We start from the raw sequence: 22613 nt of genomic DNA on the forward strand, positions 1-22613 counted from the left end.
CATGCGGATTCTCGCGCAGCCGGCCCGGCGCTCGGACAGGACGGTCGAGCGGCATTATCAGGACACCATCGTGCGCCCCGTGGCCTTCGGCCGGTATGCGGAGCTGTTGGAGCCGGCGACGCTCGGCGCGCTGCAGCGTCTGTTTCCCGGCGGATCCGCCCAGATGTGGGGGGTGATGCCCGGCAGGAACGAGGCGAATCTCCCCGAGATCCGCAAAATGACGCCCGGATCCTGGGTGTTCTTCAGCGGCGACAAGCGTCTCTACCTGGGGGGTACGGTCGCCCTGGCGTGGCGCAGTCCTGAGCTTGCGGCACGGCTGTGGGGCACCGACTCCGACACGGACGGCACCTGGGAGTACATGTACGCCCTCACGGGCACCCGCGACTTCGACATCCCCATCGAGGAGATCCGGGATCTCCTCGGCTGGAAGCAGACGCGGAACATCATGCGCTTCCAGGCTTTCACCCAGGCCGAAGCGGATCTGCTGCAGCAGCACTATGGGCTGGAGCCCTCCCCCCTCGACGGTCCTGCCAGCGCCGGTTCCCCGTTTCTGCCGGGACTGCACAGCGACACGGCCGGCTTTGAAGATCTCCTCGGCAACGAGGCGGACGTGGACATGCTGGCGAAGCTGGCCGCCGCCAGGAGCACCGCACTGCCGCTGGCCATCGCGCTGCTCGGTGAATGGGGGGCCGGCAAGTCGAGCTTCATCCAGCAGATGAGCCGGCGGATCGAGGAACTCGCAGCGCTCTCCGCCCACACTCCCCACAGTCCTGGTGCGTTCACCACCAGCGTCCGCCAAATCCACTTCAACGCCTGGCACTACAGCGACGAGCACGTGTGGTCGGGTCTGGTCGATCACCTCTTCCGTGCGCTTGCTCCCGCACCCGATCTACAGGCGACCGCCACCGGTACGGCAGTGGCGGAGCGCGAGCAGTGCGCTGCGGAGCTGGTGCGCCTGGAGAGCGAACAGCAGCAGCTCGACACGGAGCTGGAGCGCACCGCGCAGGCGCGGCCCAGAGGTGTCCTGTCCTTTGCGGGCTCACCGCTGGAGGGAGTCCGGCTGCTGTGCACCGCGGGCCGCCTCGCGCTGGGGGACGTCCGGCACGGCCGGCTGGTCATCGCGGGCTGGGTACTGCTCCTGGGGGGCGTGTATGCCGCACACCCCTGGCTGGCTTCGTGGCTGGGTGTTCTCCTCGGTGTCCTGGGGAGCGTTGCCACGCCGGCGCTGCCCCTCTGGATGGTGCTGCGGCGCCGGCATGAGCAGGGCATCTCCTTCACCGGAAGGGTCCGCGCTTTCCTGGAGGAGCGCTCGCGCACCGTGCGCGAGGAGGTCACCATCGCCCGCGCCCGCCTCGCGGAGATCGATGCCGCCGTCCGGCTGGCGCAGTTCCTCACCCAGCGCAGCGCGCCGGACTCCTACCGGCAATACCGGGGACTGCTGGGCACGGTGCACGATGACCTGTCCCAGCTCGACGAAAAACTCCGCGAGGCCCACGCCGAGTGGGCCCGCTCCGCCTCGGACCAGCCGCCGCCCCTGGAGCGGATCATCCTGTACATCGACGACCTCGACCGGTGTTCCCCACCACGCGTCGTCGAAGTCCTGGCCGCCGTGCACCTGATGCTCGCGCTGCCGCTGTTCGTCGTGGTGGTGGCGGTGGATCCCCGCTGGCTGCTCAGGTCGCTTGAGCACCACTACCGGGAACTGTTCACCGACACGGCACCCACCCCGCCGCTGCCCGGCGCCCCGGACACGGCCACACCCCTCGACTACCTGGACAAGATCTTCCAGATTCCGTTCGTCGTCCCTCCCGCCACGCCGGAGAAGACCGCACGCCTCATCACCGCGCTGCTCGAAACCCCTGACGTTCCGCACGCCCCAGGCAGTCCAGGCGGCCCGGGCATCGAACCCGGCGGGACGGCCGCCGCGGCGACGGAGCCGGCTGTGCCCGCCACGCCCGGTGATGTCGCCGCACCGGTTCAGACGGCAGCGGAGGAGGACGGGGCGGGCGGGAGCAACCCCGTCCAGCTGCAACTCCAGCCGGCGGAGATCGCCTTCATGGCCCGTGTGAGTGCGCTGACCCGCACACCGCGTGCGGCCAAGAAGCTGGTGAATCTCTACCGGCTGGCACGCATCGGGGTGCCCGGCAGCCACCTGCCGGCCTTCGTGGGCAGCGAGCAAGTGCCAGGAGAGCACCAAGTGGTCCAGATCCTGCTGGCCCTGCTGGTGGGCAGTCCACGGCACGCCGCCGACGTCTTCCGCGCTGTGGTGCAGGCACCGCCGAACACAAAGATCACGGAGGTTCTGCGCGGTGCGCCCGCCGGCGTCGCAGCGGCACACCAGGTGGCCGACCTGATCGAGCAGGCCGACGCCGAAACACCGGTGCTCATGGATACCGCTGTCTACCAGCAGTGGTGCCCCCGGCTGGCACGGTTCTCGTTCTACACGCGTGACCTCACCGGCTGACCCGCCCCCGCACACTGCTGCCCGCGCTATAGCCGCCGGAGGTTACCCATGACCCGCGATACACCGCCCGGTAAGCCGGGGTCCCGCGGGCGCCGCCAGGACGGTCGCCGCGCCCGCAGGACCGCCGGCTCTGCCGTGGAAGAGCTCCTGGGCCGGTACGACGCGCGCCCTTTGCCGTACGCGCAGATGAAGAGGACCGACACGGTCACTGCGCGCATCCCGATAGCGGCGGACCCGATGCTCGGCCCCGGCCTGGTATGGGAGCTCACCGCGCCCCTTTCCCTCTCGACCGGCGCGTTCCCGTGGGATGCCGAGCCGGCCGGGCGGGGCAAAAGGGTGGGGAACTGGTTGCACCGCCGCTTCGTCCTGGGCAGGCAGGGCATCTACGCCCGGCTGCACCACCACTACGTGATCTTCGACGATCTGGACCATGAGACCTGGCCACTGGTCGGCCGAGCCACATCTCTGCGTGCAGCCCTGCAGAAGGCCGAGGTCGTGAAGGCCGGGCACCTCGACGAACCTGCGCTGCTGGCCACGCTCAACGCCACACTGTGGGATGTGGCCCAGCGGTGCGCCCGGCTCACCAGCCTGCGCCGTGCGCGCCAGCGAGCGGACGCCTACGACACCGGAGGCCTCCTGCCGGCACAGACGGTGCGGCAGACGAGCGAAGTACTCGCCAAAGCCCGGGCGGCTCTCGACAGCCCCATGGACAACCTGGAGGAACTCGCCTGGCATGTACTTGAGGCGGACGACCACTACAGAGCCTGGAAGGCGTTGCAAGAACTCTCCGGCCGCAGCGACGACTTCGCCGACCTGGCCGTCGCCGAGGCTGTCGATCCTCATCACGCGGCCGCATGGGGCGGTCACTTCGCACAAGCCCGCGCCACAGCCGCGACCCTCGCCGCCTCCATCAGCGCCGCCCGTTCGTTCCTTGAGGATCACGGGCTCGCGACCGCGGAATGAACAGGGCCTTGACCCGCACAGCCTTCCGTAAAGGGGATTGCACCACCCCAACAGCGCACCGTCCACTGGAGCGTGGCGGTCCACGAAACGTACGGGCCCGTTCACCGGTCGACCGGCCTGCACTCGGCCTCGGCCGTTCGCCATCAGTACGGCTTCCGGGCCTTGAGGCCGTCGACGGCCCGGAGGGAGCTCACCGAGCGCACGCTCACCCTGAGCCGGACGTGAAGGTGACCGTCAGCCGGCAGTCCAGTGCCGAGGCAATGCGGTCCAGGAGTGCCAGGGTGGGCAGGTCCCGCCCGGATTCGATGCGTGAGATCGCGGCCTGCCCGGTCCCGGCGAGTTCGGCCAGGCGTGTCTGGGACATGCCTCGCTGCCGGCGCCAGGACCGCACCAGGCCGGCGGTGTCGTTCACCGTCCGGCGTCCGCGCTGTAACGGGGCAGAGCAGTGGCGTCGATCTTCCAGCCGGTGACGGTGAACGGGCGGGGACGCGGGAACCTCGTACGAGGTGAGGTGGGCGACCGGGCTCGCGCCCTCGCGGGCGTATACCGTCACATCCCAACCATTGCAGCCACGGCCGCTGCAGAGGCAAACACGCTTGTCACCGACTGGGTGCCAACCAGCGCCTCTCGTAGTCTCTCCCGCTGACTTGCCGAGGTTTGGCCGGTCCTCATGATCTCGTCTTCGACGCTCGCAAGGACCTCTCCAAGAGCAGCGATCTCGGGGCCTCCTCTCATCCGCCCCAAATCGCCACGCAGTTCCCTGACACTGTCCAACAAGTCCTGCGCAGCAGAGTCAGTCGGGCCGCCGGCGGCGTGGGAATTGAAGACTTCGACGTGGGCGTTGTTGATGGCCCCGATGAGGCCGCCAACGACCTTCTGACCAAAGGTGAGGTCATCGCTGCCCTTGCTCATACGGTCCCACCCTCTTCTGCGGCCTCCGGGGCCAGCGATTCCATCGTGTTGGCCGGTTTGCCTGCGGCCGTCTGCTGCGTACGCGGTTGCTCCGTCGCGGGCTGAGTGACTGCCTCACGGATCTGGCGGATCTGGCCCAGCTGTTGAAGCAGGGCTGGTGCCGCAGCCCCAACCGTCAAGGCGCCAAAGGCTCCTGTGGCTTGCCCACTGGTCCCGAACGCGGTGGCAGTGGCCCCGCCGAGCACCAGCCGCGTGACAGCGATGGCCACGATGGGGGGGCAGGTCGATGAAGCTGAGGAAGCTCGGGGGGTTCTTGCGTCTGTTACCCGTCGGCGTCAGCCGCGCAGCGCGCCATTCGCCCAGGCGGCTGAACAAAGCGACTGCTTCGATCAGCGCCCCGCCCGCCCCTCCGAGCAGCATGTAATCCATCACCGTCGCGTTGTCGCCCCCCGGTCCACGCTGAACGAACGCGCCTCCATGCTGCCACCTTCGTCGCCGCCAACGGCCCGCTCGTACGTTCCTGATCACGAATCAGGTCCCGGAAACGGCGTTGAAGGTGAAGCGGGCGGGGGTGGTGGCGAATCTGGGTGGATGTCCCCGGGGTGCAGCGTGGACGGACCCGATGCCCCGTGGCAGCGGCATTCACTGTGGGGGGTGTGGCAGGTCAGCGACTCAGCGCACCTTCGGTGCGCGCCGGGGGCGTGGTAAATCCCGTGGCGCGCTGGAGGTGCTTCTGTCTGCCCTGACGGCGCTGGTATCGGTCCGGGACGCTGGCAGAGTTCGTTCCGGCCGAAACCGATGCTTCTGTGATGCCGGTGAGCTCGCAGGTCAGCGTGGTGCTGGGGGCCGACCACGGGAACCGTGGAGTGTTGCTGTGAGCACGTGCGTCAGAATTCCTGATTCGCCCTGGCCCTCCCGGAACGGCGTAACCGGCCGTCCGGCGAGGGAGGGGGCAAGACCGTGGACGTGCTGCACGAACGCTGTGCCGGCCTCGACATCAGCAAGAAGGACGCCAAAGCGTGCGTCCGCACCCCGAGTTCGAAGCGGCGGGGGTCCTTCACGACCGAGACCACGACGTGGGGATCGACGACGAACGCGGTCCTGGAACTGCGGGACCATCTGCTCGCCGCACGGGTCACGCTGGTGGTGATCGAGGCGACCTCGGACTACTGGAAACCGTTCTACTACGTGCTGACCGAGGGCCTGAACGTGATCCTGGTCAACGCCCGGCAGGTCAAGAACCTGCCAGGCCGCAAGACCGACGTTTCCGACGCCGCCTGGCTGGCCCAGCTCGGCGCCCACGGACTGGTCCGCCCCTCCTTCGTGCCACCCCAACCGGTGCGCGAACTACGGGACCTGACCCGGGCCCGCACCCAGATGACCCGCGAGCGCGGACAGATCGTGCAGCGCCTGGAGAAACTGCTGGAGGACACCGGGATCAAACTGTCCGCGGTCGCCTCCGACATCATGGGCGTCTCCGGCCGCGCCATGCTGGAGGCGTTGACCTCCGGGGAACGCGACCCGCAGGTCCTCGCCCAGCTGGCCAGGCGCAAGCTCCGCAACAAGATCCCCGAGCTCACCGAGGCCCTGACCGGGCGCTTCCGCGCCCACCACGCGTTCCTGACCCGGCTGCACCTGGACCACTACGACCAGCTCACCGACGCGATCCGGCAGCTGGACCAGCGGATCGAGGAGGCGATGGCCCCCTTTCGTCCCGCACTCGACCTCCTGGACACCGTCCCCGGGATCAACCGGGCCGTCGCCGAGGTGATCATCGCGGAGACCGGCAGCGACATGAGCCGGTTCGCCTCCGCCAAGCACCTCGCCTCCTGGGCCGGGGTCTGCCCCGGCCACCACGAGTCCGCCGGCCGCACCAAGAACACCAGGGTCCGGCCCGGCAACCCGTATCTCAAAGGCGCCCTCGGCCTCGCCGCGTTCGGCGCCGTGAGGACCAAGGACACCTACCTGCAGGCCCGGTACAAACGCCTGACCGCCCGCCGCGGTCCGCTCCGGGCCCTGGTCGCCGTCGAGCACTCGATCATCACCGCAATCTGGCACATGCTCACCGACAACGTCCCCTACTGCGAACTCGGCGGCACCTACTTCGCCCGGCGCGACCCCGAACGCGCCACCCACCGCGCGATCAACGCGCTCAACCAGCTCGGCTACACCGTCACCCTCAACCCGCTGGAAGGCACAGCCTGACCGACCCGAGCCACGGCACCCGGCGCCACCACGGCCACCGGGCACCCAGCCCTGCCTACACCCACCCTGACCTGCTGCTATTTACGCGTCAGGAGCAGGCGCAGAGCGTGCCGGGCATCGGTGCGGCGGATGGGGTCGCGGGCGAGGACCGCGACGGTGGTGGCCAACAGCCGGGCGAGTGCCGGGGACAGGAGTACGGCCAGGATGATGATGGGCACCACAGGGCTCCCTTCCTTCACGGGTGTGGGTGGGAAGCCATTGAGCCCGCTGGGAGCAGCGCGTTGGGGGAAACCGAATGACGGCGAACGATCGCGAAACAGCCGAAGAAGGTGCCACGGACGACCCGGTGGGCGCGTTCGCCGCCTGGCTGACCGACTTACGCCGCAGCAAGGGCAATCCCAGCCTGGACAGCATCGCGCGGGAGATCCGTCGCCGGGATCCCAGCGCGACGGTCGTGCCCAGCACCATCTCGGAAATCCTGAACGGCAGGCGGCTGCCGCGCTGGACCACGGTGGAGCCCATCGCCCACGCCCTGGGCGGTGAGAGGGCCGTGGCGGAATGCCTGCGCCGGTGGCAGGCCGCCGACACGACCCGCCGGACCGCCGCAGCCGGCCCCGGCACGCCCCCGGACCTCCCGTCGTCCCCGCCGGACACCGAGACCGAGAAGGACCTTCCCCCACGGGGCCGCCGACGTACGAGCGTTGGCCTGGCCGGACTCGGGTGCATCGCAGTCGCCACGGCCGCCCTGGCTCTCTACCACTCCGCTCACGACCGGTCCGGCGCCCCCACCGCCGGGGCAGGGACCCGGTCCTCAACGTCCGCACCCGCAACGTCCAGTTCACAGCCGTCCCCGTCCAGCCCGGCGGCCTCGGACTCTCCCGTCTTCACACCGGGGACGACGAGGCTCACCGCCCACACCGTGCGGGTGTCCAGAACACCGGACGGGCTGGTCACCATCTCAGTGCAGTCGGTGAACGGCAACAACATCGCAGGGCCGGCTACTCCGTGATCACCCCGTGGACCAGCTGCTCCGTCACCGGCGCGGACGTCGGGCAGTCCGCGGTCATCCCCGGACCGTCCGGGAAGTGGATCCGCCTGGTGATCCTCGACTTCCCGGAGTCCACGGCGAACGACGCCACCAAACCCGACTTCGACATCCCCATCGACTTCCAGATCACCCGCGGCCGCGGCACCCCACCCCATGCAGGCAAGCAGTGCATCTGATCGCTGAGCCGCCCCGGGCCGGACCTCTGTCCCACCGCAACGACCGTCGTTGCCGAGCACGACGCGGCCGACGAGGAACCGCCTGTCGACAGTGCTGTCCGACGAGCTGCCTGGCAAGCTGGACGACGAGAACAGGCACGTCAGGAGCAACACATGGCCAAGCAGGACCCCGCCCCGGACGCGGTGACGCAGCGGGCGGCACACGTCCTGGACCAGTGCGTCATCGGACCGGTGGAAGTCCCCCGAGCACATGCGCCCGTTCATGGAGGCTTTGGTGGCGGCGCTGCTGAGGGTGGGACTGCCTCGTACAGAAAACGGTGCACCTCAACTTCTTGAGCACATCGACTTTCTGACACCTTTTTATGGGCATGATCCGGCGCCGATCCGGCCGCGCGCCGCCACTTACCGATCTTGCTCATCAATCGGTCGATTCCTCAGCACTCGAAGGTACACCGACGTCTTCGGCCTTCAGGGCACTGAGTCTCGCGGCGGCTGACTTCGCCTCGGCCGCGCCGATGCGCCGGTAAATACCAACCGCTTGACGAAGCGCGGCCAAAGCAGCCTGGGAGTCCCCAACCCGGACGAGACTGTGGGCCACGCCGTCGAGCGCCCGTGCCTCATCCAGCGGACCCCCGGATCGACACCAGAGCCGGATCCGCCGCACGCGGCGAGCAGACCTGTCAGCGCGAGACCGGCGCGGACGCGGCCGGCCGTGCGCCTAGGGGGCCAAGGCGCCCGTCCCGGGGATATCCCACAGGCCGTTGTCGGTGCCGATGACGAATGTGTGCGGCTTCCTGTCATCCGCGGTGACGCCTGCCGGTACCCGGACTCGTATCTCCGAACTGGGCGAGCCGGCCGTCGACCACACCTGTCGGCCGTGCGAGTTCTGCCACCATGACATCCACAGCTCACCCTCGGTCGTGGTGACCAGGTAGAAGAGGGGGGAGTTGCCGGGGGCGACGAAGCCGATTCCAGCGTCCAGTTGCTTGCCGGACGGCCGGTACAGGTTCTCCCAGCGCCATTCGTTGCGGATGTCGTTGAAGTTGGCGTGCCAGAGGTTGCCGTCGCTGCCGAGCACTGCGACGTGCATGGCCCGATTGTTGCAGCAGATCCCGACCGGCTTGGCGATCCCTACGCCCGGGGGGGTGCCGGGTGTCGTCCACTGGTTCGGCTGACCGTTCGTCCCGCGCCCGCAGACGTGCAGGTTGCCGTCGGCGGTGATCACCGCGGTACACGGGTAATCCTCCTTGTAGCAAGCCGCGCCCACCGCCTTCACCACCGGGGAGTTACCCGGGGGAGCGCCGACGTGGGTCCACTTCTGGGCGAGCCGCTGCGTGTGGTAGAAGATCTCGCCGTTGCTGGACAGGACATAGGCCACCGGCGAGGTGGACGTGGCGGTGGCCCCGAGCCCCATGCGCAGCCGCTTGGTGCTAGTAAGCGGGACGCCGAGAGTCTGCCACTCGAAGCCGGCCGAATTGCTGATGTTCAGGTACAGCTTCCCGTCGGCCCCGAGGACGTAGATGTGGGCCTTGTCCGCGAAGGCGGCACTCCCGCAGGCCTCGGCGATCGTCGTGCCACTCGGCGTGCCGCGGTCGTCCCAGGTCCGGCTGGTGCCCATCACGTAGTTGACCGCGAGATCGCCGTTCGGCTTGATCACGGAGACAAAGGGCGTGCCGCCGATCACGCACGCTCCGGCCCCGGCCAGGGCCGACCCGCCGTCGTCGGCCCAGGCCGAGGTGGCTTCGGTGATCCACGCGATCAGGTACCTCGCAGTGGCGGTGATCGCTTCCTGCAGGATCGGCGGCAGCGCGGCGCGGATGCTCGCTCGGATCTTATCGGTCATGCCGTAGTAGTCGCCGCCGGACCAGAGGCTTTTCATCCGCGACTTGGACTTCCTCGCCGTCGCGATGATGTGGGCCGCCGGGTCGTTGCCGAGCGAGCTCGGCTGGTAGCTGACCGGGGGCGAGACGGTGCTCTGGATCGTCATGGCGTAGCTCTCGAAGTCCGTGTGGTAGCCGTATACCGGGCGAGAGAACCAATAGGTGTAGTTAGCGGCGTGCATGGGCTGCGTCAGGTCGGTGAAGTAATGCAGGGACAGACCGAGGTAGTAGCCTGCCTCCGCGAGATTCCCGTCCTGGTGGCGTGACAGTGCGACGTTGAACAGGCTGGCGCCCCTGGTCAGCGCGGTGGGCTCCGTCTCACCCATGTAGTTGTGGCCGGTGTCCGGGTCATAGAAATGCGACTTGTACGTCCTTTGGCCCTTCTCCACGTCGTCGTACGGCGGCATGTAGTCCGCGTCCATCAATCCTTGGCACAGGTTGTCGTGGAACGGATCGTTCAGTTTCCCCTGGCCCGGCTTGACCAGGTTCACCAGCGCGGCGCCGAGCCCCCCGTAGGTGCCCGCGAGCACCGCCGCCCGGTTGACGATCCACAGGTGGGTGCTCCAGACCTCGTCGAACGGCAACTGGTCGTCCCACCCCGGCAGTCCGGCACCGCCTGTGCCCTCCCCGTCGTGATCCGTCCCGAGCTGGACGGCGTACCCGTCCAGGCTGATGCCCCAGACCTGCTCCAGGGAGGAGGCCGACACCTGGAGCAGCGGCCCGTTGCTGACGGGGAGCCATTCGTCGAGGCTGAGATAGAGGCGGTGATCGGTGCCCACGGCATAGGCGGCCCCGCCGGGCAGGACGGACATGCTGATGACGCCGGCGGCCGGCAGGCCTGAGTCGGCCGGCTGGAAGGTACTGCCGTCCCAGCTGTAGAGGCGCCCGGTGCTGCACAGCACCAGCGCCAGCCGCGGGCCGCCCGCGGCGACCTGCACGATCGGCCCGCCGCCTGTCGGGCGCCCCAGCGGCGTCACTGTCTGCGGGCCAGGGTCGAAGCGGACCAGGTTGCCGCCGGGGTCCGCGCCGAGCACGGTGCCGTCGGGGGAGACGCTGACCCAGGTGAGCTGGACGTCTGCTGATATCGGGATGGTCCACTTACCGCCTTCGGGCCTGCTGAGCCCGAACAGCCAGCCGGACTCGTCACAGGCCCAGAGGGTCTTCTGGTCCTGCGCCGAGACCTGGCGGTACTGCCGTACTAAACCGACGTCTGACCAGATGCTGTCCTGCATGACGTACTGGTAGACGGAGCCGTCCGCCTGGACGGCCCACGTGCTGGCCGCGCTGCCCGCGCTGATCCCGGTGGTCGTGCCCTTCCCGGGCGCCGGGACCGGAACCCAGCTTTGCGTGCCCACGTCGAGCTGATGCAGGCCGCCCCTCGTGTCCAGTATCCAGACCGTGCCGTCGTCACCGCAGCTGATCCGCTCCCCGACCGCGCCTGCCAGCGTCGGCCCGGGCAGCCATGGCCGCCCGTCGCCGTCGTACTGGCTGATCGTCCCGGCGGCGTCGATTACCCACAGATAGCCGGCCGTCCCCACGCCGAGCGCGTGCAGTTTGGCGGGTGCCCCTGGGACGGAGTGCCAGCTGCCGTCGCCGAAACGGAAGAGAGCACCGTCGCTCAGGCAGCAGACGGTGCCGTCTGAGGCAACCCCCAGCGACTGGACAGGGCCGCTGTTCGGCGGAGACGGCATCGGGGTCAATGACTGCGGGCCGGGATCGTAGCGGTACATCGTGCCGCCTTTGTCCGTCGCCCACACCAGCGAGGCGCTGCCGACGGAGACGCTGGTGAGGGCGATGTTCGGGGACGGCTTGATGTAGTGCCATCCTGCCGCTACCCCCTGCCACGAGTAGAGTGAGCCGGCGGCGTCGACGCCGTAGACGCCGCCGTCCGACGCCGCGCCGACGTCGACGAGGATGCCCACCTGCGGTGCCCACGCGATAGCGTCCTCGGTGTTCTGCAGCAGCACCTCGGACGTGTCGAGCGCCCATACGGTGCCGTCGCCGGCGGCGCTGATGCTGATCACCTGAGGACCGGTGGATGCGAATCGCTTTCGTCGCGCGGGGCCAGGGGTGTGCATGGCGACTCCTTCGGCGGGCTCGCGAGAACGGCGCACGCGCGATCGTTTCCTGAAGGGGCTCTGGGAAGCTCGGCGGATGCCGACAGGGCCGGCAGTGCAGCGTGCGAATCGGAACCGTAACAGCGCGAATGGCTGACGGATACCACATATCGGACACGGGCGGCCGCTAGGGCCTGTGTGATGTCGTGATCAATCGTGCCGATCTGGATCCGTCTGGAACGCGGATCCGGTAGGAAGGCGTTCGTGACGCGCAGGCAACTCAGCGACGAGCAGTGGCAGTTGATCGAACCGTTCCTGCCGATAGGCGATTACGGTCCGTACCCTGAGCGGCTGCGTAAGCAGTTCGAGGGGGTGATCTGGCGGTTCCGCACCAGCAGCCAGTGGCGGGAGATGCCGGGCGAGTTCGGCCCATGGCCGACGGTCTACGGCCGCTTCCGCGTCTGGAGGGACGCCGGCGTCTTCACCGCATTACTGGAAGGCATGATCGCTGAGGCCGCCCGCCAGGAGCAGGCCGACTTGTCCCTGGTCAGCGTGGACTCCACCACCGTCCGTGCCCACCACGACGCCGCCGGGATGCGCATCGGCAAGGAAGTCATGGACGCCCTCGAGGAAGCCGCCGCCGACCAGGAACGGGCCCGGCAAAAGGGGGCGGCCCGCCGGAACAGAACGGACAGGACGGACGCGACGCCCCCGGCCGGGAAGAACTGCGGCACCTCAGGCGACGGCGCAAGCTCCGTCTGAAGGAAGCCCTGCTCGGCAGGTCCCGAGGCGGGCTGACGAGCAAGATTCATCTCGCTGCGGACCGCAAGTGCCGTCCCTTGTCGTTCGTCCTGACCGCGGGACAGGCTGCTGACAGCCCGCAATTCGCCCCCGTGCTGCAGAAGGTGCGGGTCCGTCTGCCGGTCGGCCGTCCCCGAACCCGGCCCGGGGCTGTCGCCGCGGACAGGGCCTACTCATCCCGCGCCAACCGCTCCTACCTGCGCAAACGCAGCATCAAGGCCGTCATCCCGGAGAAGAAGGACCAGGCCGCCAACCGGAAGAGGAAAGGCAGCCGGGGCGGCCGGCCCACAGGTCACGACGCCGATCTCTACAAGGAACGGAACACCGTCGAGCGCCTGATCAACAAGCTGAAGGCCTGGCGGGGCATCGCGACTCGATACGACAAGACGCCCGAGAGCTATCTCGCCGGCCTCCACCTCCGCGCCTCGATGATCTGGATCAACGACCTGCTGCAAGCAACCGCTTGATCACGACATCACACAGGCCCTAGTACTGCAACGGTCTTTGCCGTGACTGCTGGCCAGTTTCAGGGGCTGTGTCCCCGTCGTTTGTGATGCGGGCTTGGTGCTGGCGTCTGCGGCGCCAGGTCGACCAGTTGAGGATGTGGTCGACGGGTGGGGGCAGGCGGTCGGTGAGACGGGCGATCAGACGTCTGACCTCGGCGAGGCTGAGGTGGATGAGCTGGGAGGATCCGTTGCTGCTTTGTCTGTGTCGCGTTGGCGGGCGCGCAGGACGGTCAGGCAGGCGTGGGCGGCCACGGCCAGGGTCATGTGGCGGTGCCAGCCGGGGGAACGGCGGATGACTTCATCAACTCCGAGGCCCCTGACGGGGAACGCCGCTTGAGGCCGGACCACCCCCGTGTGCGCGACCACTCCTACGACTGCTCCCGCAACACCCAGGAGTTGGACCTGTCTTCCGGTGACCGTTCAGCCGCACCGCGGACTGCGGCGCGGTGACCGCTACGAACGTGACGGAGGATCAAAAACACTCACTGAGGCTCCAGCCGGGTGCGCAGGCGGTGGGCAACGAGCTGATGCTGCTTCTTCGGGCTCATCATCATCAGCAGCTGGCCATGGCTGATCTCCGGCCAGGCCAGCGGCTCAGGCTTGTCGAAAGCCTCACGGAACTCACGAAGATGCCCGTAGATGCTCTGCTCCGTCACACCCCCACCATGCATGACGAAATCGTCATGACACGTGAGGAACGAACCACCCCGATCCGCCAGGCGCGCCGCACATCCGCAGGGGCGTACCGAGCGCCGGCCGCCGGCGCCGTGCCGGGAGCAGCGGCTCGCCTCGGGATGCACGAGCGTCACCCGCCAGCACCGCCAGGGCAGTTCATCCCGCATGCGGCCAGGCTCTCGTCAACAACCAGACGGGCCAGGCCCGGTCTGCCCGTCGGAGTCAGTGGAGCGTCACGGTGGCACATGGCTTCACCGATGAGTCGTCGCCCCTGCCGAAGCCGTTCTCTCCGCTGCCTCGCCCGGGCAGCTACAGCAGCCCGATGAGATGAGCGAACCACCGTCCCGGGGTGTCACTGTCCAGGAGCCAGGGCAGTGCCAGTCCGGCCGGTACGGCCAGCGCACCGGCGGTGAGACTGGCGGCGGTGAAACGTCTCCGCAGCAAGGGCTGTTCCGGCCGGGCACACAGCACACTCACCCGGGCGGCGACGAGCAGGACGACGACGCACGCGGTCAGGAGCACCGTGCCGTAGCCGACCAGCTTCGCCGGGCCTGGGCCGGGGAACGCCTGGAGGGCGGCGGTGTAAGCGGTGGTCACGGCAACGACGGCCGCGGGGGCGAGGCCGGTGATGATCCACTCCCCTCTCCGGGCCTTCGCCGCACCCGACGTGCGGAAGATGTGGTGCAGGCTGCGGGTGAAGGGTGTGAGATCGGCCAGATCGTCAACGGGGCTGCTGCCCCAGGCGGCGGAGTCGCTGCTGACGATCCGGTCGTAGGCCTGCCGGAAGGCGGCGATCTCGTCGTCGGTGGCTTCCATCAGCCGTACCAGGGCCTCAAGATGGGGCCAGGTGTCGGGCAGGTCCTCCCCGTCGATCCAGCGGCTGACCGCCGCCCGGAACACATCGTCTTTCATGTCGGCGGGCAGCGCGACGGTCAGCTGCCGGATCGACTGCACTCCGGCCCGGCGCAGCAGTTGGGACAGTTTCAGGGCCAAGGCGTCCGGCGTGCTGACTGTGCTCAGGCCAAGCATCAGTTCTCCCGACAGGGCGTGCAGGCTGCCCGCGGCGGAGGCGGAGTGCGCCGCAGACGGTACGCCCGCCGCGATCTCCTTGAGCACGTGCGGTCCGTCTGTGCCGGTCAGGAGTTTTCCGGGATTGTCCAGCGGGCCCTTTGGCCCATCCTCAGCCAGGTCAGCGGCGTCGACCGCCTGCCCCCACACGATGCGGGTGGCCGCTGCATCGTCGTCGGCATGCGGCGGTATCTGGGCGCCGAGCTGCTCGCCGAGGTCATCCAGCTCGTCGTCCTGGACATCCAGCTGCTCCTGGGCGACCTCGAGAAGCTCCCGGATGCGGTCCAGGGGCGGCAGCTGCAGGTCCTCAGCCACCGAGCCCTCCGGTGGCGGTGCTAGGACGGTGTCCGCTGCGGTGTCGCGGTCGACGCGCAGCAGCTCCACCCGTTCGCGGGCCACTTGCTTCTCCGCCGCGAGCCTCAGCCGGCGGGCCCGCTCCTCCGCATGGCGGGCGTGTTTGAGTTTCTCGTCGGCCTGGTTGCGGTACTCCAGCGACATCCGCAGTTCGCGCTGCAGTTCCGCGCGGGTGTCTTCCCTGGCCTGATCGCGTTCGCTCTCCAGGATCGTGATGCGCTGCTCCAGAACCGAGACCAAGGCCTCCAGCTCCTCGCGGCGCCGTTCGGAGGCGGCAAACCTCTGCATCGCCTCGATCTGACGCAGCCGGGCATCGTCCAGGGCAGCAGCGCAAGCGCCACCGGGTCCAACCGCCGCTGCGTGGCAAGCACCGCCGACAGAGCGTCGCCCGGGCGTACCACCACCTCTTCCTGCTGCTGAAGAGTCTTCGCGGCCTGCTCCGCGGCCGCCAGCAGGCCCAGCCCGTGCTCCAACTGGCGCTTACGCATCGCAGGTTCCCGCAGATAGCGGGCGGCGACCTGGGTGACCAGATCCGCGGGCGGAAGCCGACTGCCGTCACGAAACCCGCTCCAGGAGGACTTGCCGTAGGGGAAGGCCTCCTCCAGGCCGCGCACCGTGACACCTGCCGTGATCCTGCGTAACCAGCAGGCGAACTCATTGGCCTGCCCCGTCCGCCCCTTCAGCACGCCCAGCGGCCGCCCCATCCGCTCCCCCGCCTCGCGCTTGTCCAGGAACAAACCCGGGTTGTCCTCGATATACGAACATCCACCTGCAGCAACAGCGTTCGACTCCAGCGGACAACGAAACCATGAATCACCGTGGGTCTCCAGCACACCAGCCGATCACCGGAGACTCTCATGCCCGATCCCAACTCCCCCCAGCCTCACCGCCGTTCATGGCCCTACGTCATCACCGCCGCCATCGCCCTGACCCTCCAGCAGGGATGGAACCCTCAGCAGGTCATCACGCTCACGACCTGCCTCCTCGCCCTCATCGCCCTGATCACCTCCACCGGACATAACGGTGAATAGCCGCCCAGCTCCTTCCACAGCCGAACCCGCCCCGGCAGGGGCAGGCCTTCCCAGCCGCACCGACCGCCTCCAGCAGGACGGGCCCATGCGCGGTGCGGTGGCCTGCTGGATCGCTCCGGTCGCGCCGCTGTCTCCTCCGCAGTCGGCCGCCGCCCGCAGGCCCGGCTCCGGCCGGCGCAGTGCCTTCACCGCCCGTAGCCGAGGCGATGCCCTCTTCCCGTGAACCCGGCGGCAGCCGGCCCAAAGCGGATCCAGCAGGCGCGCAATCGGGTCCCGGTCGCAGCGCGTGTCAACTCGACGAGCGCGGGGCCACGTTCCCGTCCCGGAACTCCGGCCGCCTCGGCGGCCAGGCGGTCGAGGAGCGGCACGGTGAACACTCCGTCGGCGAACCCCTCCCAGGTCGCGACGCCGCACGACGCGAGGCGTCCGGCGTGCGCTTCTTCTTCTTCTTCGAGGACGGCGAACGCGGCGCGGAGCCGGTCGGCCAACTCGGCTCCGTTGCCCGGCTGTTGGTGGTGTTCGGGGTTGTGCAGGAACACCGCGTCGAGGCGGAGGCGGCCCAGCTCGCTACGGCTGCGGTCGGTCTGCCAGCGCACGTAACGGGGGTCGAGGCTGTGGCGGACGCCGGGGTCGTCGACGACGCCGGCGGCGTGGGCCTCCGCCGCGGTGGAGGCGGTGAGGAACCCCGTCTTCGTCGCGATGCCCGTGTCGGGGTGCCCGGCGAGGACCGGGGCCAGGAAGTGGTGGGCACGGCCGTCGCAGTAGTTGGGGGCGGTGTCGATCCAGGCGGACGGGGAGAGGGCCGCGCGCCGGGCGGCGGCGGCCATCTCCCCTGCGGGGATGCGGTAGGTGCCCAGCCCGAGGGAGGCCGTCACGGTCGCGCCGTCCGCACGGTCGCGACCTGTGCCGCCACCAGCTCGGTGACGACGGCCGCCGCGTCGGCGACGGACACGCCCGCGACGTCGGCGAGGTCGCCGAGCCGGTGCCATCGGGGCTCGGTGAGCCGGTGGAAGAGGGGGGCGGCCGCCGGTGCGGCGTCGATCTCCTGTCCGGCGCCCCGCAGGCGCACCACCCTCTCGCCGTCGGCTGTCGCGTCGGTGATCCGGGCGCGGCCGGTCGTCAGCCGTACGGACAGGTCGGCGTCGGCGGGCACGTCGGTGAGGTGGGGCAGGGACGGGCGGCTTGCGCGGTCCTTCGGTCAGGCTTCGGCGTGGATGACAGTGCCAGATCGACGGGCCAGTACTGGCAAGCCAGACGCAGGGCCTGCTGACGGTACTTCAACCGCACAGGCGCGGGCCGGTGCGATAGCGGGCCGCGCCGCACCGAACGCGCCCCGAGCACCTGGTAGTAGCCGGAGGCGGTTTCCCGAGTGTGCATCGGCCGGTGGGCACGGATACGGGTACGGGTCGGCGGCCGTAGGTAGCGATTCAGGGGACGTCTGGCCGTCTTGGGGACGGCGTCAGTTCGCGGGCTCCCTGCCAGAGCGTCTCGAAGAACTCCTGGCAGCGGGCAAGGTCCTTCCGGTCTTGTTCGCCGTTGTCCAGGCACCAGCGGTCCAGCCGAGAACCGCCGAGGACGTCCAGGAGATCGCCCTCGGCCGTGTCCGGTCCGGGAACTGCAGCACAGTCCGGGTCAGGGCGCAGATCCAGCTTGTCGTAGAGCCCCTCATACGCCACGTCGGTGTTAATGAAGTAGAGCTTGCGCATGGGTGACACGTGCAGCACGCGGAAGTCGACCGTGAGCGTTCCCTGGCCGCGCACGGCCATCCGCCTTATGTGAGCCTTCAGCCTTTGCTCGTGCTCCACGACCATGCGCCTCAGGTGCTCACGGAACTCTGGAGCGTCACAGATCCTGCCTCCGGCACCCACCTGACCGGGGACATCGATCTCCTCAGTGAAATCCGGTACCAGAACGCGCACGTGCACTCTCCGTGCGGGATCCCTACTCAGGTTGTACAGCATGGACCTGACCGGATTGACGAACGTCTCTCCGGTGAAGCTCATCGCCGCCAAGTCCACCTCTCCCCCGGCTTCGAGCGCCTGCCGGATCTCATTTCCCAACGTCGTGGGCGTGACCCGAGGGCGCAGAACCTGGTTAAGTCGCTGCAGTTCGTCTTCAACGCGACGCACCGTGGCGGCCAGGGACTGCTCTGTCTCCTGCTGAATTGTGTGCACCGTGTTCAGGCGCTGCACCTCGCTGTAAAGCACGTAGCCCACCGCAGTGAGTAGTGACCCGCCCAGGTAGACCTTGTCCTGCAACGCGTCACCGACGGGCTTCACGAACTGGGCGACCAGACCCATGGCGAAGACAACGGCGAGAACAATCTTCGTAACGGTCGACTCCGCGCGCCCCCATATGCCGGCCAGTCTCGCGCTCCACGACAGCCCCGTATCCGACACAGTCCCCCCTGGCGAACCACCGATATCACCCTCCTACGCCCAGAGTGCCCGTCAAACCAGCAGATGCGTCGGGATAGCGCGGACTCCGCAGCCCGGGACACCAGATCGCGCACCCTGGGGTCGTTGAAGGCAGCCTTCGCCGGAGGCCAGCGAGTCTTCTTCACCAGCACGTACGGCGTGAGTCCGGCCGGGTGCCAGGAGAACGTCACACCCTCCAGAGCGAGTTCTGAGTGATAAGGCCGGCGACCAGATCGCGGGGCCGCCGTGGTGTCGGGAGCGCGACGGGTGACTTGGGGCACGCGAACTCTTCTGCGACCGCCGCCTGCGACTGCGCGTCTACACCCTGGGCGCCGGTGCCCGCGCCGCGAACACCGGCTCTCTCTGCGGCGGTACGCGATGGCTCACGGACGGGCGGATGGCGGGATGGTGACGTGCAGCAGGTGGGGGCGCGGGGTGGGGTCGTTGCCGCGGATGTCGGTGAGCAGATGGACGGCGTCCTCGCCGTCGGCGGTCAGGCTCGTGATGTGGGTGGTGTTCGGCAGCCGCAGCAGGGGTGTTGACCGGTGGGTGCGGGTGTCGACGGCGACGAGGGCCTGCTCGATACCGCCCTGGCCGGTCCGGCCGGCGAGCAGAACGGTGTGCTCGCCGACGGCCAGCGATGCCTGCGGAGTGAGCGGTACGGATTCGGACCACCGGTCGCGGGGGCAGCGCCAGCCATCTTCCTGGCGGGTGGTGACGTCCCACCCGCCGCCCGCCAGGAAGAGGGCACCCGACCGGGCCAGCACGGCCTGGTTCACGCGGCCTTGGAAGACGACGTCGTAGGAGGTGCTGTCGGCCAGGGTGTCTCCCAGCCGGGTCAGGGTGTGTCCGCCCGCGCCCTGGGCGGTCCGGGGGCCCTGGCTGGCGAACACCCACGCACTGCCGTCCCGGCCGGGCATCAGCTGGCCGGGGCCCTGCAACCCGCCACCCAGCAGGGTGGCTTGCTCGCCCGTCAGGCGCAGGACGGCCGTCTCGGCGAGCACGAGGGTGTCGCCCCCGGGTGTCGTAAGGGCCGGCCCCTTGCACAGGGTGGGAGCTGCGGTCCAGGCGGTGCGGCCGGTGGCCGGATGGACACCCAGCACCCCGTCCATCGTCGTCCACAGCAGCCTGCCGTCATCGGTGTGTGTGAGGCCGTCGATCTCCCCCGCCGTCCAGCCCGCGCCGGCGGTCAGCACGTGGGTGGCCGTCACACCGGGTTCGGCGATCGCGGGGAATCCGTCGATGCCCTGCGCCGGGAACCGCACCAGCGATGGCGACGGCTCCTGCCTGCCGTTGCCCAACAGGTCGGCGAGCGGCACGTAGGAGCCGCCGCGCCGGCTGGTGACGGCCAAGTGGCGGTAGAACAGGGTCTCGGCGCTAATCAGCCCGGACACCATGGCCTCGACGTGGGTGCGATCCAGCAGCACCACATCCGCGTAGTAGTCGGCGAAGTTGAGGACCGTCGAGGTGAAGCCGGACATGGAGACCAGCACGGGCCGGACACCTGGAGGTCGGCCATCCAGCCTTCCGTTGATCTTTGATCGTGGGCTGATCTCGATCGGGTGGCGCTCCCATTTGGCCTCGACGATGTAGGGGGTGTACCCGAGCATGAACGCCACGTCGGTCTCGTCCCGGCCATCCAGCCCACGCTGATCACTGACCACATCCTGCAGGCCGCCCCAGCGCAGCACGTCCGCCAGGAATGCGTTGAAGCGCTGCCCGCGGGCCGCCTCCTGGCCCGGCGCGTAGCGGTGCAGCTCCTGGTAGGAGGCCATGAGCGGCGTCGTTCGGGCAGGCATCGGTGATCCGGTTTCGGCGTGCGTCGTCACGCCGACGAAGGTAGCCGGTCCGCTCCCCCGCTGCTGGCGTCTGCCGGCCCGGTAGCGACCCCACAGCACCCAAGCTGTACAGACGATGACCAGAGCTTCTTCGCCCATGCCCGGGTACACACCAGTTGGCCGTGGTGCGCCATCCGAACCGGCGCGTCACCGTGCTTGGTTCAGCGGTGGACAGCGACGACTTCGACCTCCGCGTTCATCGCACGCAACCGTCTGACTGCTTGGAGAAGTGAGACCTGGGCGAAGGCGAAGAGCGAGTCGACACGGATGTCCCGTCCGTCCTTGAGGAGGATCCCGAAGACCACCCGGAGGGTGCCGAAGTCGTGAAGGAGGCGGTGGTCCGGCGCTTCCCGGACAACACGCGGCGTTCAGCAGTCCTCGGCCCTTGTGGCGGAGGGCGGCAGCGCCAGGACCAGCAGAGCGTCGATGGTTTCGCCGTCCAACTGGCTGTCGAGGTGGAGGGATCGGCGCAGGAGGTCACCGACGTCCCTGGGCTCAAGCCCAAGGCGCAGGCGGGCGATCAGGCAGATCTCGCCGAAGAGCACCGGCGTCCCGCCCGGTTCTCGCAGGATGTACCAGTCGAGGAGCTTGACGACGTCCTGTCTGATGTCCCCGAGGGAGACACCGATCTTGGTCGTTTTTCCGGCCCGGGCGACGTCGTCGGCGAGGCCTCCGATGACCGCTTCGATCAGCGTGGTGCGTAGGGCCGAGACAGGGATGAAGCCGTCGGTGTTATCACTGAGGGCAACAGCGGGCCACCAGGCCAACTGCGCGGCGGACTCCTCGTACTTCGTCTTGCCGCGCCCCAGACCACGCTTGGTCTTTCGGCCGTCCGCGTCCTCGAGGCTGTCGCAGATGATCTTTGTCAGGCGGTTGTGGTCAGCGACCAGGCCAAGCGGCTGCTGGGAACCGAACACCGTCGTGCCGGACAGGAGCGCCTGCGGTCCGTGGGTCCTGTGGTGCTCCTCGGTCCAGTCGCGGGCGACGGGTTCCGACCAACGCGGGCCCTCGTCGGCGGTTTCGGTCTGGGGAACGGGCAGGCTGCTGCGCCCGTATTTCGGGTGCGGCAGGTCGTCGAGTGCCAGCCCCGCGATCTGTGTCAGCCCGGTCCGGTCGACGAGGTGGGCCGGTTCGAGTTCCGGTGCCTTCAGGTCGATGACGCAGCGGTCGAGCGGCAGAGAGCCGGGCCGACGGGACGCGGCCCACAAGGCAAGATGCTCGCGCCAGTGAGGCAGCGGTTCCTTGGGGGCGGTGAAGTCGGCGATCTTCGCGATCCGGGCATTGCCCGGTTCTACTGGGCGGGCCAGGAAGTCGATCGCCGCGACGGTGACAGCGTCCTTCACCGGGCGAGCGTCGTAGCCCTCATAAGCGCGGTCCACGACCTGGCCGGGCCGGTGCCACGCGGCGCCGTCCCACCAGTAGCCGCCGTGCCGGTAGAGGAACCCGTTGTGCCCGTACATCCAGGCGTGGTGCAGATCACTCATGTCCTGGTCGCGGATCAGCAAAACGGTGCGCCCGTACGCGGGGTGCTGGTGGACTGCCCACGCGTAGGCGCGGTTCTTGGTCTCGGTCGTGAAGGCCACCCATCCACCGCCGGGTAAGGAATCCGTACGCCCCCACAGTCCTTCGCCCTGGTTGCGGCCAGTCCGTTCGATCGCGTCGGGATTGTCCAAGGGCAGCCGCTCGTCGTTGATGAACGGCAGCCCCGGAACCGGGTGATCGGTACGCAGGCCGTTGGCGACCGGATGAATCCCACTCATAGTGCCTCCTCTGATGCAGCTCCCAGCGCCCGGAACGCGTTCACGCCTCCGTGCATCCCTGCGACAGGGCAGACACCGCCAAACCCGAATGAACGGCCGGGCTGCCACCGGCGTTTTACCGGCTTCAGCGGCTGGTACCGCGGACCCCACAAGCACGCCCAGGTCAGATAACACGGACACCATCCCCGAGAACTTCGGGTCACACCACCGCCAGCGCCCTGCACCACAGGCCCGGATACCTCACTCGACGGCTGGTGAAAAAGCGCGGATGCGACGTCACCCCTCCCCTCAACGAGGCGTTCGACTTCACGAACCATTGCCGGGAGAACCCCTTCGCATGCCGCACAGACCGGGGTCGCCTGAAGCTGCCCAGGAGCTCGCTGTCTACAAGTCCCCACCAGCGCAAGCCGTACCCGTACGCCATCGGCGGCCGGGTCCCGGCCCTCGATGGCCGGCTG

17 protein-coding genes and 3 pseudogenes are annotated in these 22613 nt (G+C 68.8%); 7 read left to right on the top strand and 13 right to left on the bottom strand.

What is annotated here, in order from left to right; translation table 11 throughout:
- Position 1: 1 nt before the first annotated feature.
- Complete coding sequence (locus OG496_RS00450) at positions 2 to 2464, top strand: P-loop NTPase fold protein (RefSeq protein ID WP_405969032.1); 2463 nt, start codon at positions 2 to 4, stop codon at positions 2462 to 2464.
- 186 nt (positions 2465 to 2650) lie between these two features.
- Complete coding sequence (locus tag OG496_RS00455; protein WP_405969033.1) at positions 2651 to 3427, top strand: hypothetical protein; 777 nt, start codon at positions 2651 to 2653, stop codon at positions 3425 to 3427.
- A gap of 205 nt (positions 3428 to 3632) precedes the next feature.
- Here the strand turns inward: OG496_RS00455 and OG496_RS00460 are convergent, their stop codons facing one another.
- Both OG496_RS00460 and OG496_RS00465 read right to left on the bottom strand, forming a co-directional pair.
- Complete coding sequence (locus OG496_RS00460; protein ID WP_405969034.1) at positions 3633 to 3839, bottom strand: helix-turn-helix domain-containing protein; 207 nt, start codon at positions 3837 to 3839, stop codon at positions 3633 to 3635.
- Positions 3840 to 3976: 137 nt separating this feature from the next.
- Positions 3977 to 4339, bottom strand: coding sequence for a hypothetical protein (locus OG496_RS00465; RefSeq protein WP_405969035.1), 363 nt, complete (start codon positions 4337 to 4339; stop codon positions 3977 to 3979).
- Positions 4340 to 5299: 960 nt separating this feature from the next.
- On the opposite strand from OG496_RS00465, the gene OG496_RS00470 reads away from it, so the two are divergent.
- Positions 5300 to 6544, top strand: a complete 1245-nt coding sequence (locus OG496_RS00470) for an IS110 family transposase (protein ID WP_405969036.1) — start codon at positions 5300 to 5302, stop codon at positions 6542 to 6544.
- Between the two features lie 77 nt (positions 6545 to 6621).
- Here OG496_RS00470 and OG496_RS00475 read toward each other — a convergent pair whose 3' ends face one another.
- The gene (locus tag OG496_RS00475) at positions 6622 to 6762 is read right to left on the bottom strand and encodes a hypothetical protein (RefSeq protein WP_405969037.1); all 141 of its coding nucleotides are present in this window, start codon (positions 6760 to 6762) and stop codon (positions 6622 to 6624) included.
- Positions 6763 to 6839: 77 nt separating this feature from the next.
- Here OG496_RS00475 and OG496_RS00480 point away from each other — a divergent pair, with 77 nt between their 5' ends.
- Positions 6840 to 7553 carry a helix-turn-helix domain-containing protein gene (locus OG496_RS00480; protein WP_405969038.1) on the top strand — a complete coding sequence of 238 codons (714 nt, stop codon included), beginning with the start codon at positions 6840 to 6842 and terminating at the stop codon, positions 7551 to 7553.
- The gene (locus tag OG496_RS00485) at positions 7550 to 7768 is read left to right on the top strand and encodes a hypothetical protein (protein ID WP_405969039.1); all 219 of its coding nucleotides are present in this window, start codon (positions 7550 to 7552) and stop codon (positions 7766 to 7768) included. The genes OG496_RS00480 and OG496_RS00485 overlap by 4 nt, the downstream gene beginning before the upstream one ends.
- A gap of 718 nt (positions 7769 to 8486) precedes the next feature.
- Here OG496_RS00485 and OG496_RS00490 read toward each other — a convergent pair.
- The gene (locus OG496_RS00490; RefSeq protein ID WP_405969040.1) at positions 8487 to 11672 is read right to left on the bottom strand and encodes a zinc dependent phospholipase C family protein; all 3186 of its coding nucleotides are present in this window, start codon (positions 11670 to 11672) and stop codon (positions 8487 to 8489) included.
- 297 nt (positions 11673 to 11969) lie between these two features.
- Between OG496_RS00490 and OG496_RS00495 the strand changes: the two are divergent.
- Positions 11970 to 12973 (top strand): annotated as a pseudogene (locus tag OG496_RS00495) (IS5 family transposase).
- A 177-nt stretch (positions 12974 to 13150) separates the two neighbouring features.
- Here OG496_RS00495 and OG496_RS00500 read toward each other — a convergent pair.
- The 3 genes and pseudogenes from OG496_RS00500 to OG496_RS00510 form a co-directional block, all read right to left on the bottom strand.
- Positions 13151 to 13315, bottom strand: a pseudogene (locus OG496_RS00500) (IS701 family transposase); the annotation flags it as partial.
- Between the two features lie 179 nt (positions 13316 to 13494).
- Positions 13495 to 13854, bottom strand: a complete 360-nt coding sequence (locus OG496_RS00505; protein WP_405969041.1) for a hypothetical protein — start codon at positions 13852 to 13854, stop codon at positions 13495 to 13497.
- A gap of 142 nt (positions 13855 to 13996) precedes the next feature.
- Positions 13997 to 15397 carry a hypothetical protein gene (locus tag OG496_RS00510; RefSeq protein ID WP_405969042.1) on the bottom strand — a complete coding sequence of 467 codons (1401 nt, stop codon included), beginning with the start codon at positions 15395 to 15397 and terminating at the stop codon, positions 13997 to 13999.
- Between the two features lie 569 nt (positions 15398 to 15966).
- On the opposite strand from OG496_RS00510, the gene OG496_RS00515 reads away from it, so the two are divergent.
- Positions 15967 to 16140 (top strand): hypothetical protein, encoded by a 174-nt coding sequence (locus OG496_RS00515; protein ID WP_405969043.1) that lies wholly within the window; start codon positions 15967 to 15969, stop codon positions 16138 to 16140.
- Positions 16141 to 16325: 185 nt separating this feature from the next.
- Here the strand turns inward: OG496_RS00515 and OG496_RS00520 are convergent, their stop codons facing one another.
- The 6 genes and pseudogenes from OG496_RS00520 to OG496_RS00545 all read right to left on the bottom strand — a co-directional run bounded on the left by OG496_RS00520 (position 16326) and on the right by OG496_RS00545 (position 22155).
- The gene (locus tag OG496_RS00520; protein WP_405969044.1) at positions 16326 to 17015 is read right to left on the bottom strand and encodes an aldo/keto reductase; all 690 of its coding nucleotides are present in this window, start codon (positions 17013 to 17015) and stop codon (positions 16326 to 16328) included.
- Positions 17012 to 17293 carry a hypothetical protein gene (locus OG496_RS00525; RefSeq protein WP_405969045.1) on the bottom strand — a complete coding sequence of 94 codons (282 nt, stop codon included), beginning with the start codon at positions 17291 to 17293 and terminating at the stop codon, positions 17012 to 17014. The genes OG496_RS00520 and OG496_RS00525 overlap by 4 nt, the downstream gene beginning before the upstream one ends.
- Before the next feature lie 274 nt (positions 17294 to 17567).
- Positions 17568 to 18539, bottom strand: a complete 972-nt coding sequence (locus tag OG496_RS00530) for an ATP/GTP-binding protein (protein ID WP_405969046.1) — start codon at positions 18537 to 18539, stop codon at positions 17568 to 17570.
- 401 nt (positions 18540 to 18940) lie between these two features.
- The gene (locus OG496_RS00535; protein ID WP_405969047.1) at positions 18941 to 20386 is read right to left on the bottom strand and encodes a hypothetical protein; all 1446 of its coding nucleotides are present in this window, start codon (positions 20384 to 20386) and stop codon (positions 18941 to 18943) included.
- A 170-nt stretch (positions 20387 to 20556) separates the two neighbouring features.
- Positions 20557 to 20709, bottom strand: a pseudogene (locus tag OG496_RS00540) (DUF6119 family protein); the annotation flags it as partial.
- Positions 20710 to 20763: 54 nt separating this feature from the next.
- On the bottom strand, positions 20764 to 22155 hold the full coding sequence (locus OG496_RS00545) for a hypothetical protein (RefSeq protein ID WP_405969048.1): 1392 nt from the start codon (positions 22153 to 22155) through the stop codon (positions 20764 to 20766).
- Between the last annotated feature and the right edge of the window lie 458 nt (positions 22156 to 22613).

The sequence above is a fragment of the Streptomyces sp. NBC_00988 genome (assembly GCF_045162645.1).
Lineage (GTDB): Bacteria > Actinomycetota > Actinomycetes > Streptomycetales > Streptomycetaceae > Streptomyces.